The 15274-nt window shown below is 64.3% G+C and carries 11 protein-coding genes; 5 read left to right on the forward strand and 6 right to left on the reverse strand.

Annotated features, from left to right (window positions below; translation table 11 throughout):
- Positions 1-4: 4 nt before the first annotated feature.
- From J2X38_RS05355 to J2X38_RS05365, 3 genes are all read right to left on the reverse strand, one after another.
- Complete coding sequence (locus J2X38_RS05355) at positions 5-1612, reverse strand: AbgT family transporter (protein ID WP_310251999.1); 1608 nt, start codon at positions 1610-1612, stop codon at positions 5-7.
- Between the two features lie 95 nt (positions 1613-1707).
- Positions 1708-4722 (reverse strand): TonB-dependent receptor domain-containing protein, encoded by a 3015-nt coding sequence (locus J2X38_RS05360; protein WP_310252001.1) that lies wholly within the window; start codon positions 4720-4722, stop codon positions 1708-1710.
- A gap of 165 nt (positions 4723-4887) precedes the next feature.
- A complete protein-coding gene (locus J2X38_RS05365) occupies positions 4888-5805 on the reverse strand; it encodes a LysR family transcriptional regulator (RefSeq protein ID WP_310252003.1) in 918 nt (305 codons plus the stop codon).
- Positions 5806-5906: 101 nt separating this feature from the next.
- Between J2X38_RS05365 and leuC the strand changes: the two genes are divergently transcribed.
- Genes leuC through J2X38_RS05380 form a run of 3 tightly spaced genes read left to right on the forward strand, consistent with a single transcriptional unit; the run spans position 5907 to position 8850 of the window.
- Positions 5907-7343 (forward strand): 3-isopropylmalate dehydratase large subunit, encoded by a 1437-nt coding sequence (gene leuC, locus J2X38_RS05370; RefSeq protein WP_310252005.1) that lies wholly within the window; start codon positions 5907-5909, stop codon positions 7341-7343.
- A complete protein-coding gene (gene leuD, locus J2X38_RS05375) occupies positions 7343-7957 on the forward strand; it encodes a 3-isopropylmalate dehydratase small subunit (protein ID WP_310252007.1) in 615 nt (204 codons plus the stop codon). Before leuC ends, leuD begins: the two co-directional genes overlap by 1 nt.
- Positions 7954-8850, forward strand: coding sequence for an alpha/beta hydrolase (locus J2X38_RS05380; protein ID WP_310252009.1), 897 nt, complete (start codon positions 7954-7956; stop codon positions 8848-8850). Before leuD ends, J2X38_RS05380 begins: the two co-directional genes overlap by 4 nt.
- Positions 8851-8864: 14 nt before the next feature.
- Here the strand turns inward: J2X38_RS05380 and fahA are convergent, their stop codons facing one another.
- Positions 8865-10166, reverse strand: coding sequence for a fumarylacetoacetase (fahA, locus tag J2X38_RS05385; protein ID WP_310252012.1), 1302 nt, complete (start codon positions 10164-10166; stop codon positions 8865-8867).
- Entirely contained in the window at positions 10163-11392 is a 1230-nt protein-coding gene (locus J2X38_RS05390; RefSeq protein WP_310252016.1) for an amino acid aminotransferase, read from the reverse strand. The genes fahA and J2X38_RS05390 overlap by 4 nt, the downstream gene beginning before the upstream one ends.
- A gap of 94 nt (positions 11393-11486) precedes the next feature.
- Here J2X38_RS05390 and J2X38_RS05395 point away from each other — a divergent pair, with 94 nt between their 5' ends.
- On the forward strand, positions 11487-11966 hold the full coding sequence (locus J2X38_RS05395) for an Lrp/AsnC family transcriptional regulator (RefSeq protein WP_058536654.1): 480 nt from the start codon (positions 11487-11489) through the stop codon (positions 11964-11966).
- Positions 11967-12066: 100 nt separating this feature from the next.
- Here J2X38_RS05395 and J2X38_RS05400 read toward each other — a convergent pair whose 3' ends face one another.
- Entirely contained in the window at positions 12067-13227 is a 1161-nt protein-coding gene (locus tag J2X38_RS05400) for an aminotransferase class I/II-fold pyridoxal phosphate-dependent enzyme (RefSeq protein WP_310252020.1), read from the reverse strand.
- Between the two features lie 473 nt (positions 13228-13700).
- Here J2X38_RS05400 and J2X38_RS05405 point away from each other — a divergent pair, with 473 nt between their 5' ends.
- Entirely contained in the window at positions 13701-15248 is a 1548-nt protein-coding gene (locus J2X38_RS05405; RefSeq protein ID WP_310252022.1) for a serine hydrolase, read from the forward strand.
- The last annotated feature ends 26 nt before the right edge of the window (positions 15249-15274 follow it).

Consider the following 15274-nt stretch of genomic DNA (forward strand, 5'->3'; position numbering starts at 1 on the left):
TCCATCATGGAACGGCATGCGCCGCGACCTGATAAAAGACCTGCGCGTGCGGGCCGAGGGGCAGGTCGAAGACCACCCACGCGACGACCATCGTGATCCCCGTCGCCATAAAGCAGAGCGCATAGGGCAGCATCAGCGCGAGCAGCGATCCGACCCCCATCGACTTGTCCCAGCGCTGGCAGAAGACGAGGACGAGCGGGAAATAGCTCATCAGCGGGGTCATGATATTGGTGTAACTGTCGCCCATGCGATAGGCGGCCGTCGTCATTTCGGGACTGATGCCGAGCAGCATGAACATCGGCACGACGACCGACGACAGGACGCTCCACTTGGCGGTCGATGATCCGATGAACAGGTCCATCAAGGACGACAGCAACAGCACGCAGACGAGCAGCAGTGCCGGGGGCAGGTTCATGCCCTGCAATTTCTCCGCCCCGCCGATCGCGAGGATCGGGCCGATGCCCGACCAGTTGAACATCGCCACGAAATGCGCCGCGAAGAAAACGAAGACCAGATAGGGCGCAATCGTCTTCACGCCCTCGCGCATCATCGCGATCACGTCATTCGAATTCTTGACCGTGCCGACCGCCCGCCCGAAAACGACGCCGGTGAGCAGGAACAGCAGGAACAGCGCCGCGATCATCGAGGCGTAGAGCGGCTGCAGGCGGATCGGGCCCTCGGCGTCCTGATCGATGAAGGGCGTATAGCCAGGCCACAGACAAAGCGCGGCGAACAGCGCGCTGACCAGCAGCGCAGCGATGCCGGCGTGGCGAAGCCCGCGCCGCTCATCGCCGCTAAGCTCGCCTTTTTCGAGATCGGCGCGAAGCTCTTCGTCGACCTCCTCGTTCCAGGTTCCGAGCCGCGGTTCGACCACCTTGTCGGTGATGAACCAGATGATCGGCGTGAAAAAGACGACGATGCCGAGGATGAAATACCAGTTGCCGAGCGGGTTCATCGTCCAGCCGGGCTCGACGATACGCGCGGCTTCCTGCGTGAAGCCGAACAGCAGGACGTCGAGCTGGCCGGGCATGATGTTGCCGGCATAGCCCCCCGACACCGCGGCGAGCGCAGCGGCAATTCCCGCGAGCGGGTGACGCCCGACCGACGCGAAGAGCACCGCCGCCATCGGGATGAGCACGACATAAGCGGCATCGGCGGCGTGGTGCGATACCATGCCCACCACCGCGATGATCGGGGTCATATAGCGGCGCGGCGTGCCCCGCAGCGAACCGCGGATCAGCGCGAAGAACAGCCCCGACCGCTCGGCGACCGCGGCGCCCATCATGATCGTCAGGATGATCCCGAGCGGGGTGAAGCTGGCATAGGTGCGCGGCATCTCGGTAAACAGCCGCGCGATATTCTCGGCCGAGAACAGGCTCGACGCGCGATAGGTCAGGACGCCGCCCGCGAGCTCGGCGCCCGCCGGCGCCTCCTTGCCCGAATAGGGCAGCGATGCGCTCCACCCCAGCGCAGCGCCGATCGCCGATACGATCATCAATATGATGATCAGGTAGAGGAAGATGATCGTCGGGTCGGGCAGCAGATTGCCGACGCGCTCGACGACGCCGAGAAACCCCCTCTGACGGGCAGGGCGGATGGTTTCAGCACTCATAATTGCGCCTCCTGCCAGGCTGGATTCATATTGCTGTACTAAGACAATATGAGGCCCGCGCACGCGGCGCGAGCCCCACCTTGTCGGCCCGGGATTCAGAAGTTCACTTCGAGCCCGAGACGGATAACCGGTCCGAACTGATCGAAGCCGCCCCCTGACGGATCGATGACCTGGACCGATTCCATCACCGGCAGCTTCTCGTTGAGAAGATTTGTAACACCGAATGAGAATTTGGCTTCCTGCTTCCCGTTCATCGGCAGCGTATAGGAGGCCGAAATATCGTTGTAGAAACGCGAACCCGTCCGGTCGGGCGACAGCAGCTCGCGGCTGATCCCCGGCGAGATGTCGGTCAGCGCCTGGCTCGACTGATAGCGGCCCTGCCAGCCGACCGTCAGGCCGCCGACCGAATAGTTCAGCCCGACGACGCCCTTATATTTGGGGTAACCGTAAAAACCCTCGAGCACGGTGTAGAGGTCGGGCCGCGCCTGGAAGGTGAAGGTCCGCAGGCGGTGCAGATAGGTAAAGGCGAGGTTGGCCGAGATGCGACCCTCGCCCAGCGGGCGGGCGTAAAATACCTGCGTGTCGAGGCCCGAGGTCTGCAGCTTCGACGTGTTGACATAGGTGCTTCTACCGCCGGTGATGCTGAAGAAGTTTGCGCCGGGGGTCGTGTCGCGGGTGATCAGCGCACAGAGGTCGGGATCGGGGCCACCGGCGCGGTCGACGCAATTTTCGGCGATCGCTTGCGGGCTGAGGAAGCTGATCGCGTCCTCGATCTTGATGTCGAACCAGTCGGCCGAAATCTGGAGGCCGGGCAGGAAATTCGGTGTCAGCACGAAGCCGGCCGTCCAGCTGTCCGAAACTTCGGGGCGAAGATCCTGATTGCCCGACACGATGAAGGGAACGCCGATCCCGCCGCTGATCGGGACGAAACCTGCCGGACGGCCCAGCGCGGCGCAGTTGGCGGCACGATTGGGGTTTTGACCGAGGTTGTTTTGCGAACAGGGGTCGTTGACGTTGGTCGTCTGACCCTCGCTCGGCCGGAAGGCTTCGAAGATGTTCGGCGCGCGAATGGCGCGGCTCAACGTCGCGCGCAGACGGAACCCGTCGACCGGCTCCCAGATCGCACCGGCTTTCCACGAGGTCGCCTGTCCCGCGTGGCTATAATCGGCGTGGCGCACCGCGCCTTCGACCGACAGCAGCTTGGCAAAGGGCATGTCGGTCAAGAGGGGTATGCTGAGTTCGCCGAACAGTTCGGTGACGTGATAGCCGCCCTCATAATCCTGCGACGACGCCTGGTTGGTCACGCCGGCCTTGATCAGCGGATCGGTGGTCCGGCCGTTGCGTTCCTTCCGATATTCCGCGCCGAGTGCGATGCCGATCGACCCGCCGCCCGGCATGGTCAGGAACTTGCTCGAATCCCCGGAGAGCGAGAAGCCCGCCGTGGTCTGGCGAACGAAGGCGTTGGACACCGTCGTGGTGCTGACGAAGTCGCGTGCTTCCGCCGAGCTGGCGGTCGAACCGAACGGATTGAAGGGCACGCAGGGGCCGCTGCCAACGATAGCGGGGCGGACATAGCCGACGGGTTGAAGCGAGGGGACATCCATGCGGCAGCGGATCTGCCCCGAACCGGGATCGACCACGGCGTCGAGCGCCGCGCGCAGATTGGGCAGGAGCATGCGGTTATAGCCGGTGAACTTCGCCTTGGTGCGGCCGTAGGTGCCATAGATGTCGTAGCGGAGATCGGAGAAGCCGGTCTCGAACTCGCCCTTGAGGCCGCCGACGAACGACAGGCTGTTGCGATCGACCTGACTAAAGCGCAGCCCGACATCGGTGTAGAGGCGATCGAGAGCCAGCGTCGTCGCGCCGGCCGCCAGCAATTGCTGGCGGAAGGGCTCGTTGAGGAATGCATTCTGCGCGATGTTGATTGGCTGTGCCGCGCGGAGCACGGGCTGCCCGCGTCCATAGCTCGACGTGTTGTTATAGTCGGCGCCGAAATAGGCCCGCACATTGTCGCTGAAGTCGAAATGGGTGCTGAGGTTGAAGTTGTAGCGCTCGATGTCGGGAACGATCGAAATCGAATCGTCGAAGCGGAAGCAGGCCGGTCCGCAATTGTCGAATTTCCCGAACAGGCTGCCGTCGGTGAAAAGCGGCGTCGGCGCACGGCGCGGGGTGCCGTCATCGTTGAAGACGAACGCACCGAGGCCGCCCGTGTCGCCGCGCAGGCCCACGGCGCCATAGCCCGAATATTGAAAGGCTTCGCCGCCGGGAACGATGATCAGATCGGGAATGCCGTCGTTCGGGCCGGTATCGTCGGGATTGATCATCGCGACATTGTTTCGCATGTCGGCCTGACGCGGGGTGATTTCCTTCACCTTCGTATAGTCGGCTGCGACGGTGATGTTGCCGCGACCCTGGGCGAAATTCTTCCCCGCTACGATGCTTCCGCCATAGGTGAAGCCTTCGGGGCCGCGCGCCGGCTGCGATCCGCTGAACGACAGGCGAACGCCGTCGAAATCGTCCTTGGTGATGATGTTCACGACGCCCGAGACCGCGTCCGAACCATAGATGGCCGACGCGCCGCCGGTGATGATTTCGACGCGTTCGATCAGATTGGGATTGATCGAATTGAGGTCGAGCGCCGCGCTGTCGGTGGCGCCGGCGACGCGGCGCTTGCCGTTGAGGAGGACGAGCGTGCGGTTTGACCCGAGGCTGCGCAGATCGACGACGGCGAGGCCGCCGCTATTCTCGCCGCGCGAGCCCGAGGCACCGCTCTGCTGGCTCTGCTGCATGCTGCCCGAAAAGCCGATCGCGGGTTGCTGGGCAAGGGCGCGGCCGATGTCGAACTGTGCGTTGTTCGCGCCGAGCGTTTCGGAACTCACCACGCCGACCGGGGTCGGCAAGTCGAGGACCGGGCGACCGATGCGCGACCCGGTCACGACGATGTCGCTGGCGCCCTCCGTCGCCGCACTGTCGTCCGGCGCGGGTGCCGGTGTGTCCTGTGCGCGCGCGGTGCCCGCCACGCCTGTCAGCCCCGCAAAAAGAGAAATCGCGAGAAGCGATGTGGAAATCTTGAACTTGCTGCTCTCCGCCGTTGCCGGTCCCTGGATCATTTTTTTTCTCCGCCCTGAACCCTGCCAAAGCCGTCCGTTCGTCGGTTAGTGCATGGGCCCATTCTGTCTATGGACATGCGGCCATCGATCCCAATGCCGGTTCGACATAGAATCATTCGTGCGGTGCGAGGGGCGTCTGCGCAGTTTTATTACGCCGTCGGAGATCTAGCTGGCCTCGGCCTTCAACCGGTTCTTCAGCATCGTCCAGAAAGCCTCGACGCTCGGGCTGCGCCGCGCGATCGGTTTATAGATGCGGATCTCGATCGGAACGTGCCAGCGCGCATCGCCCGCGGCGACAAGGCGGCCGCTCTCAAGGTCGGCGGCGGCGACGCTGAGCGGCGCCCAGCACACGCCGCGCCCGTCGCGCGCCATCGACAGCAGCGCGGTCGCCATATGCGAACGAAACACGGTGCGGAGCGATGCCGAACCCGCCGAAATCACCTGCGCGGCCTGCAGAATGCGGCCCATGCCCGATTTTTCCTCGAACTCCAGATAGGGGAGCGGCTGGTCGCCGCTGCCCGGCAGGACGTGCGTGGGTGCCCCGTTGCCGAGCGGCGCGGTGACCGGCATCAGCACATCCTCGCCGAGCGCGAGCGAGGTGAAGCCCGCCGGGTCGAGGCGATGCTGCGCCGCCGTATGATGGTGGCACAGGAGGAAATCGGCCTTGCCTTCGAGCATGAAGCGTTCGCACGCGGCCATATTGTCGGCGATCAGCGTGATCGTCCCGGCCTCCTGTCCGCCGTGGAGGCTGCGGAGCCACGCGGGGAAAAAGGTTGTCGACAGCGCGTGCGTCGAGGCGAAACGGATTTCATTGCTCAGCGTGCCGCCGATTTCGCGGACATGGTCGCGGCCCAGCGTCAGCCGCCGCATGATCTCTTCGGCGAGGACGCGGAACGCCTGTCCCGCTTCGGTCAGCGCGATGCGGTGCGTGTCGCGATCGACCAGCGTCGCGCCGACCCAGTCCTCGAGCGCACGGATGCGGCGGCTGAACGCCGGCTGGGTCAGGTTGCGCGCTTCGGCTGCGCGGGAAAAATTGCCTTCATCAGCGAGCTTGATGAAGTCCTCGAGCCACATGATATCCATTTGAATCCACTCGTCGCATCAATTGATACTGTCCCGGCATTGGCTTCGTCCGAACCGCCGACGGTAATCCCGGCCCGCGAAACCGCAGGAAGGGTAGAAGAATGTCGGCGCCAAAAACGCTTTATGACAAGATCGTCGACGAACACCGCATATTATCTTTCGACGAATCCGGCGAAGCTGGCGAACGATTATTGCTCTATATCGATAGAACGGTGCTCAATGAATATACAAGCCCCCAGGCATTCAGCGGCCTTCGCGCCGCGGGGCGGGCGCCTTGGCGGCCCGCTGCATCGCTGGGGGTGGTCGATCATGTCAATTCGACCAACCCCGACCGCGAGGCGGGCGAACTCGACGACGGCGCGCGGCGACAGATCGAATATCTGGGCGAGAATGGCCGCGATTTCGGCATCGAAATCTTCGATCTCTTCGATCCGCGGCAGGGGATCGAGCATGTCGTGATGCCCGAGCTCGGTCTGGTGCTGCCGGGCATGGTCATCGCCGCCGGCGACAGCCATTCGACCACCTATGGCGCGTTTGGCGTCGTCGGTTTCGGTATCGGTACGTCGGACATCGAACATCTGCTGGCGACGCAGACGCTCGTCTATCGCCGCCTCCGGACGATGCGCATCACGATCGACGGGACGCTGGCGCCCGGCGTCACCGCGAAGGACCTGATCATGGAGGTGATCCGCCGGATCGGCGCCGATGGCGCGGCGGGGCATGCCGTCGAATTTGCGGGCGAAGCGATCGGTGCGCTCGGGGTCGAGGCGCGCATGACGATCTGCAACATGGCGGTCGAATGCGGCGCGCGCGTCGCGCTGATGGCGCCCGACGACAAGGTCGTGGACTATATCGCAGGGTGCCCGCGCGCGCCGGCGGCGGGCCTGCTCGCCCAGGCGCGCGCCGAATGGCAGACGCTGCGCAGCGACCCCGGCGCGCGGTTCGACAGGGAGATCGCACTCGATGCCGGCGACATTCCGCCGATGGTGAGTTGGGGGACCAGCCCCGACCAGTCGCTCGCGATCACCGGCATCGTCCCCGATCCTGATGACCTCCCCGCCGAACGCCGCGCCGATGCGATCCGCGCGATGGCCTATATGGGCCTCGCGCCGCACACCCCGCTGCAGGATATCGTGATCGATCGTGCCTTCATCGGTTCGTGCACCAACGCGCGCCTGACCGATCTGCGCGATGCGGCGCGGATACTGAAGGGACGCAAGGTCGCGCCGGGCGTTCGCGCGATGATTTCGCCGGGGAGCAGCGGCGTCCGCCGCGCCGCCGAGGCGGAGGGGATCGACCGCATCTTTATCGAAGCCGGATTCGAATGGCGCCGCTCGGGCTGCTCGCTCTGCCTTGCGATGAACGACGACAGCCTCGCGCCGGGCGAACGCTGTGCGTCGAGCACCAACCGGAATTTCGAAGGCAGGCAGGGGATCGGCGGCCGCACGCATCTGATGAGTCCGGCGATGGTGGCGGCGGCGGCCGTTACGGGAAGGCTCGCCGATGTGCGAGACCTCGCGGCGGAGGAGCTTGACTGATGGAGCGCTTTATCCGCCTGTCGGGCCGCGCCGCCGCGATGCCCGCCGCCAATATCGACACCGACGTCATCATGCCCAAGGCGTTTCTGAAAGGCATCGACCGCTCGGGGCTCGCCGCGGGTCTTTTTCACGACCTCCGCTTCGAGGAAAACGGCGCGGTGCGGGACGATTTCATCCTCAACCGCGCGGACATGGCGGAGACGCGCTTCCTGCTCGTCGGGCCCAATTTCGGCTGTGGTTCGTCGCGCGAACATGCGGTGTGGGGGATGCTCCAATATGGCATCCGCGGCATCATCGGCTCCTCCTATGGCGCGATCTTCGCCGACAATGCCGCGAACAACGGTCTGCTGCTTCTGTCGCTGCCGACGGCGGAGATCGCGGCGCTGATGGCGGAACTGGGCGACGGGGCAGGCGAGATGACGGTCGACCTCAATGCGCAGCGCATCGCGATGGGCGCCTATGCGGCCGGCTTCGACATCGATCCCGCCACGCGGCGCGCGCTGATGCTCGGGCTCGACCGGATCGGCGAGACGCTGACGCACGCCGACCGCATCCGCGCGTTCGAGAAAGCCTATCTCGGCCGCAAGCCCTGGCTTATGGGTGCCGAGCGATGAGCAATAGTCCCGAATATCCCGAACTCATGCCGGGGTTCCATTGGCAGGACGTCGATGCGGACGGCGTGCGCATCCGCGCCGCGGTCGGCGGTTCGGGGCCGCCGCTGCTGCTGCTCCACGGCCACCCGCAGACGCATCTGACCTGGCACAAGGTCGTGCCCGCGCTGGCGAAGCGCTTCACTGTCGTCGCGACCGACCTGCGCGGTTATGGCGACAGCGAAAAACTGCCGGGCGATCCGGCGCATGCGAATTATTCCAAACGCGCGATGGCGGCCGATCAGGTCGCGGTGATGGCCATGTTGGGTTTCGACCGTTTCGATGTCGTCGCGCACGATCGCGGCGCGCGCGTCGCGCACCGCATGGCGCTCGACCACCCCGACCGCGTCGCGCGGCTCGTGCTGCTCGACATCGCGCCGACCGCGACGATGTATGCGCAGACGAACCGCGAATTTGCGACGCGCTATTTCTGGTGGTTCTTCCTGATCCAGCCGTTCGACCTGCCCGAACGGATGATCGCGGCCGACCCCGACCATTTCCTCGACCGTCACCTTGCCGGGCAGATCAAGGTCGCAGGCTCGCTCGATCCGCGCGTCGTCGCCGAATATCGCCGCTGCTATCGCGACCCCGCGACGCGCCATGCGATCTGCGAAGATTATCGCGCCGCGGCGAGCATCGATCTCGACCATGATGCCGCCGACGATGACCGCCGGATCGACGCGCCCTTGCTGCTGCTCTGGGGCGAATATGGCACGGTGGGCACGCTCTTCGACGTCATGGAAAGCTGGCGTTCGAAGGCACGCGATATGCGCGGGCACGCGCTGCCGTGCGGGCACAGCCCGCAGGAAGAAACCCCCGAATTATTGCTTGCCGAACTGGGCGCGTTTCTGACCTGAACGCGGGACGGCGATCAGCGTGCGGGAAGGATGACCGCGCGGCATTCGCCGAAACCGATCGGTACGAAACCGTCCGCTGCGGCGCTCGCGCGCATGATGATCTCGTCGCCGTCCTCGAGGAAACCGCGTCGTTCGCCGTCGGGCATCTGGATGGGCTCCGACCCGCCGGTCGTCAGTTCGAGCAGGCTGCCGAACCCCTCGCGGCCCTGGGCCGAGATCGTCCCCGTGCCGAGCAGGTCGCCGGGGTTCAGATTGCAGCCGTTCGACGCGTGATGCGCGACGATCTGTGCGATCGTCCAGTACATGCTCGTCGCCGGGCCGCGGCTCAGGCGAAAGGGCTCGGCGCCCGCCGCACGCATGCCGGCGGTGAGGAGAAAAACCTCGAGCGTGACGCCCAGCGCGCCATGCGCCTGATCGTCGGCATCCCAAAGATAGGGCAGCGGCGCGGGGTCGCCCTCGGGACGCGGTGGCTGCGTGATACGAAAGGGCGCCAGCGCCTCGGTCGTGATCACCCAGGGCGCAATGGTCGAATGGAAATTCTTGGCGAGGAAAGGCCCGAGCGGCTGATATTCCCATGCCTGGAAATCGCGCGCCGACCAGTCGTTGAACAGCGACAGCCCCGCGATATGGCGCGCCGCTTCGCCGATCGGGATCGGTGCGCCCAGCGCATTGCCTTGGCCGATCCACACGCCGAGTTCGAGCTCATAGTCGAGCCGCTCGGTCGGTTCGAAAAGCGGCGCGTCGGCCCCGGGCGGCCTCTGCTGGCCGCGCGGGCGGACGACGGGCTCGCCCGAGGGCCGTACCGACGAAGCGCGCCCGTGATAGCCGATCGGCACATATTTATAGTTGGGGAGCAGCGGATTGTCGGGCCGGAACTGCCGCCCGACGTTGTTCGCGTGATGGATGCCGACATAAAAGTCGGTGTAGTCGCCGATCCGCGCGGGAAGGTGCATGGTACAGCTTGCTGCCTCATGCAGCATCGGCGCCAGCTCGGCCTCCCGCATCGGATCCGACAGCATCGCGCTCAGCCGTTCGCGCAGCGCGCGGCGATCGGGCGGCGCGAGTGCCATCAGCGCGTTGAGCGTGTCGTCGTTGCACGCGAACGCGGCGCGCGCGGGCAGCAGGCCAGCGGCCGCGGCGGCGCGAAGGTCCAGTATCGCGTCGCCGATCGCGACGCCGGGGCGCGGGTCGCCATCCTCGGGCGCAAAAATCCCGTAGGGCAGGTTCTGGACCGGAAAGTCAGGGTGGCCGTTCGCCGATTCGACCCAGCTCGTCCGCGCCGGATCGTGCGTCGCGTCGATGTGCGGGCGGGTCACGCGTGGCCGTTCAGGGCTTCGAGGTGTGGCCGGAGCGCCTGCGCAAAAACCGGCACCGTGTCGGCGCGCAGGCCCGCGATGTTGATGCGCCCGTTCCCGGCCATGTAGATGCCATGCTCTTCGCGCAGCGCCGCGACGGCTTCGGGCGATAGTGGCAGCATCGCGAACATGCCGCGCTGGTCCGCAATCGCCGACAGACGCGGATGCGTTGCAGCGAGTGCCGCGCGGAGGCCGTTGAGGCGTGCGCGCATTGTGTCGAGCTCGTTCCGCCAGTCGGCGCGCAGCGTGTCATTCTCGAGGATCGTCCGGACGATCGCCGCGCCATGATCGGGCGGCATCGACCAGAGGCTGCGCGCGAGCGAGAGCATATTGGTGCGGACGCGCTCGGCGATCGCGCCGTTCGCCGACAGCGCCCACAGCGCGCCGACGCGTTCGCGATAGAGGCCGAAATTCTTGTCGCAGCTATAGGCGACGAGCGCGGTGGGCAGCGCTTCGAAGATCATCCGCGTCGCCGCCGCATCCTCGTCCAGCCCGTCGCCCAGCCCCTGATAGGCGAGGTCGACGAAGGGAATCAGCCCGCGCGCCGCGCACAGATCGACTACGGCGCGCCATTGCTCTGAGGTAAAGGCGCTTCCGGTCGGGTTGTGACAACAGCCATGCAGCAACAGGATGTCGCCGGGATGCGCATCGGCTAGGTCGTCCAGCATCGCGTCGAAATCGATGCAGCCCGACGCCGCATCCTGGAAACGGTGGCTCCGCGTCGGCAGTCCCGCTTCGGCAAAGATGGGGGCATGGTTGGGCCATGTCGGCGTGCCGATCCAGACCTGCGCTTCGCGGCCCGCACGCGCGAGAAGCTCGGCGCCCAGGCGAAGCGCGCCGGTGCCGCCGGGCGTCTGAACGCCGTTCAATCGTTCGCCCGCCGTCCGGTCGCCGAAGACGATCTCCGCGAGCAGCGCGGTATAGGCGGCGTCGCCTTCGGCCCCGAGATAGGATTTGGTGACCTGCGTCTCCAGCAGCACCGCCTCGGCCGCCTTCACCGCGCGCATCACGGGTGTGTCCCCCGCATCGTCACGAAACACGCCGACACCGAGGTCGATTTTCTGCGGCCGATCATCCGCGCGGTACAGCGCGATGAGGCTCAGCAACGCGTCGGCGGGCTGCGCAGCCAGCGTATCGAACGGCAGGCTGGTCGAGATGGCGCGGGCGGGCAGGGTGTCGAGTTTCATGCGCGAGATATCGCAATAAATCGGCGAAAAATCTTCTCAAACTGGAGGAAACAGCATGTTTGAAAGTGAATCTATTTCAGATAATGTCAGATTTGTGAAAGAAATTGTCAAACTAGACTCGCTCGACCGTCGCATCCTCGGCGAATTGCAGCGCGATGGCGCGCAGAGCAACGGCGAGCTTGCCGAGCGGGTGGGAAGCACGGGCCCGTCGTGCTGGCGCCGCGTCAGAGCGCTCGAGGCGGCCGGCGTGCTGACGAAAAATGTGTGGCTTGTCGACGCGGCACGGGTCGGACAGAGCGTCAACGTCCTCTGCAATATCCGGCTCAAGAGCCATTCGGCCGAACATACCGCGATGTTCGAAAATTTTGTCCGGGACCAGGATCGCATCATGGAATGCCTGTCGATGTCGGGCGAGTGGGATTATCAGGTGCGCGTCGTCGCAACCGATGTCGCCGACTACGAAGCGTTTTTGATGCAAAGGCTGCTCAGAAATGAAGCGGTCGCCGGGGCTGCGTCGCACTTCGCACTCAGGGCGGTCAAATATCAGACAGCCGTTCCGCTTCCGGGCGAATGATTATCTGTCCATACCCAACCATCCTCGGGAAATGGCTATTTCTATGGGCTCCGACGGTCATCTGCGGCGCTCTCGTTCCCGGCTTCGATTGGTATGAGCTTCATTCGACGAGAGGAGCGGCTGCACCGCTGATCGCTCTGGCGGTCAACCATGGTTCGATGCGCCGGATCGCTTCTTCGACGAGGTCGGTCGAGACGGCGAAGCTGAGGCGTATGAAACTGTTGCCATCGACCGGATCGAAATCGAGTCCCGGAGCCACGGCGACACCCGTATCGCGCAACAAGGCTTCGCAGAAGGAGAGGCTGTCATTCGTGAGATGGCCGACATCCGCATAGATATAGAAAGCCCCGTCGGGGGGCGCGATGCGCTGGAGGCCCATTTCAGGAAGGGCCTGGAGCAGGAGTTCGCGATTGCGCGCATAGGTATGGATATGGCCTTCGAGTTCGTCGCGGCAGTCAAACGCGATCAGGCCGGCATGCTGGGCGAGCGAGGGCGGCGTCAGGAACAGATTGCCCATTCGGGCGCGGGCGGCGTCGATCAGGCTTTCGGGAACGATGAGCCATCCAAGGCGCCAGCCCGCCATGCTGAAATATTTGGAGAAGCTGTTGACGACTAGCGCGCCCGGCGCATGCTGCAGCATGGATTCGGCGGGCAGCGTATAGCTCAGCCCGTGATAGATTTCGTCCGACACGAGAGCGATGCCACGGCGCTCGCAAACGGCCGCCAGCGCCCGAAGCTCCTCGGGCGGGATGATCGTGCCGGTGGGGTTGGCAGGGCTCGCGACGATCAGTCCATCCGGCGCCGGCTCCATTCGTTCGACTGCGTCGGCCGTGATCTGGAACCGCTCGGCTTCGCCGCAGGCGAGTTCGACCGGCTCGAGATGCAGCGCCTTGAGGGTGTTTCTGTAGGCAACATAACCGGGCCGAGCCAAGGCGACCCTCGCGCCAGGCGAAAACAGGCAGGAGAGTGCGAGGACGAAGGCAGGCGAAGCGCCGCACGTGAGGATGACCTGTTCCGGACTGACGGACACCCCGTAGGCTTCGCCATAATGTGCCGCGATACGCGCCTTGAGCCCCGGACTTTCCCAATAGCCCATGCCATCCTCGTCGAGGATGTGGTGCGCGGTCTCGATCGCTGCTGCCGGAGCACCGGTCGAGGGTTGGCCGAATTCCATATGAATCACGGACCGCCCCTCGGCTCGCAGCTGATGCGCGAGACGGCTTATGGCGATGGCGTGAAAGGGATCGATCTCGACCGGCATGAAAAACTTGCTCCACTTGAATATCGACTAATGCTTCACGCCGGGCTGATAGGGACACCGGCATAATTATCCAACGCTGCTTCTTTTGCCGACCGGATGCGCGGGTGCCTGCGTAGCGTGATGAGACGGTGCCGACGAGCGCACCGACTGTCCATACTGGTTCCTTGGTGGGTCATAGCGAGATAGCGAAGCTTCAAGGGAGCAACTATCATATCGGGTGTGGATTCTCCGATGTCCGCTCGTCCCGATTTCACCAAATGGCCTGACCGCAGACGGGCACGCCCATCGCAAGGGGCTCGCAAGCATAAGTTCTTGCCAATTTCCCGGAAAACCAAAGCTCTCAGGCCGCGCTGGTTCGAATTCCTGAAGGCGCTGACGGGAAGTCGTTGACAATTTTCTCTCGGGGCAATTATGTCCAAATACGAAAATATTCTCCGTTTAGAAACTTCTGTTTGGCGAAAAGGGAATGCATCATGATCTCGTGTAAGCGATTGAAATATGTCGTCCTGCCCGCGCTGAGTCTGGTCCTGCTCGCCAGTCCCGCATTCGCGCAGACCGTTGCGGAGACGCCTGTTCCAGCGCCCTTGGTATCATCACCCACGACGGCAGAAGCGCTCGGCGGCCTCGACGCTTATATCGAGAGCGCGCGGAAAGCGTGGCACGTACCCGGCCTGTCCATCGCCATCGTCAGGGATGACCGGATTGTGTATTCCAGAGGTTTCGGTGTCCGCGAAGCAGGCAAGCCCGGCAAGGTCGACGCCGATACGGTCTTCGCGATCGGATCGGCGACCAAGGCTTTCACCGCCGCGGCGCTCGGCATGCTGGTCGATGATAAGAAGATCGAATGGGACGGCGCGGTGCACGATTATATGCCGTCGTTCGAACTTCACGACCCCTATGTCACCCGCCACGTGACGGTACGCGATCTGCTGTCGCATCGTACCGGCGTCGTTACCAACGGCGGGCTCTGGTATGGATCGGGGTTCGACCGCCGGGAAATCATCCGGCGGTTACGCTTCCAGACCGAGACGCTCGGCTTCCGTAACCAGTATCAGTATCAGAACGAGATGTTCATCGTGGCGGGCGAGATAGTCTCCGCGGTGACCGGCACCAGCTATGACCAGTTCATCGCCGGCCGCATCTTCGAGCCGCTCGGCATGCGCCGCACCAACACCAGTGTCACTGCCCTCAAGGGGCTGGCCAACGTTGCCACCCCGCATGCGCTGCTGGACGGCAAGGCGACGCCGGTCGAATATCGCATGATCGACAATGTCGGCGGCGCCGGCGTGATCAACTCCAGTGCGCGCGACATGGCGCAGTGGGTGCGCCTGCAACTAGGCGGCGGCACGTTCGAGGGTAAGCGGCTGATCGGCTCCACGACGCTGGCGGAAATGCATAGCGGTCAGATCGTCCCGCGCGGAGGAACCGACGCACTCTTCAAGTTCAGTGAATACGGCCTTGGCTGGGGCATGCAGGAATATCGCGGTCAAAAGATTGTCCAGCATTCCGGCGCGATCGATGGGATGCAGAGCATGGTCGCGATGATACCGGAAAGAAAGCTCGGCGTGGTTGTGCTGACCAACGGCCTGCGCACAAAGCTGGCTACGGCCGTGGAACTGCGAGTGCTGGATGCCTTCCTTGGCGGTCCTGCGACCGATCACAGCGCTGTCATGAAGCAGGAGAGCGATGACGCGGTCCGGATTGCGCGTGAAAAGGCAGCGGCGACGTCGGGTTCAGTGACGATTGCGCCCGCGCGACTGCCGCTCGATCGCTATGTCGGAACCTACTCGAGCGACCTGCTCGGGGAGATTGCAATCACGCTGGCCGACGGCAAGCTCAAGCTCGCACGTCCGCAGGCGACGGCGGTGCTCAACCATGATCGCAACGATATGTTCAAGGCGCAGTGGGATAGCCCTGGCCAGAGGAGTATAACCGGTCAGACCTCCGTCGGGTTCACCTTCGCTCCGGATGGAGAGATTGCCACTCTGGAACTCGGCGGCGACAAATTTGCACGCGAATAGGCGTTGTTGAAGGGCTGCCCATCTTC

Origin of the sequence: Sphingopyxis sp. BE235, from assembly GCF_031457175.1 — a bacterium.
Lineage (GTDB): Bacteria > Pseudomonadota > Alphaproteobacteria > Sphingomonadales > Sphingomonadaceae > Sphingopyxis.

Bases quoted from the DNA above. Each gene is read 5' to 3' on its own strand.
- J2X38_RS05355 (WP_310251999.1), bottom strand. From the start codon at position 1,612: ATGAGTGCTGAAACCATCCGCCCTGCCCGTCAGAGGGGGTTTCTCGGC.
- J2X38_RS05360 (WP_310252001.1), bottom strand. From the start codon at position 4,722: ATGATCCAGGGACCGGCAACGGCGGAGAGCAGCAAGTTCAAGATTTCC.
- J2X38_RS05365 (WP_310252003.1), bottom strand. From the start codon at position 5,805: ATGGATATCATGTGGCTCGAGGACTTCATCAAGCTCGCTGATGAAGGC.
- leuC (WP_310252005.1), top strand. From the start codon at position 5,907: ATGTCGGCGCCAAAAACGCTTTATGACAAGATCGTCGACGAACACCGC.
- leuD (WP_310252007.1), top strand. From the start codon at position 7,343: ATGGAGCGCTTTATCCGCCTGTCGGGCCGCGCCGCCGCGATGCCCGCC.
- J2X38_RS05380 (WP_310252009.1), top strand. From the start codon at position 7,954: ATGAGCAATAGTCCCGAATATCCCGAACTCATGCCGGGGTTCCATTGG.
- J2X38_RS05390 (WP_310252016.1), bottom strand. From the start codon at position 11,392: ATGAAACTCGACACCCTGCCCGCCCGCGCCATCTCGACCAGCCTGCCG.
- J2X38_RS05400 (WP_310252020.1), bottom strand. From the start codon at position 13,227: ATGCCGGTCGAGATCGATCCCTTTCACGCCATCGCCATAAGCCGTCTC.
- J2X38_RS05405 (WP_310252022.1), top strand. From the start codon at position 13,701: ATGATCTCGTGTAAGCGATTGAAATATGTCGTCCTGCCCGCGCTGAGT.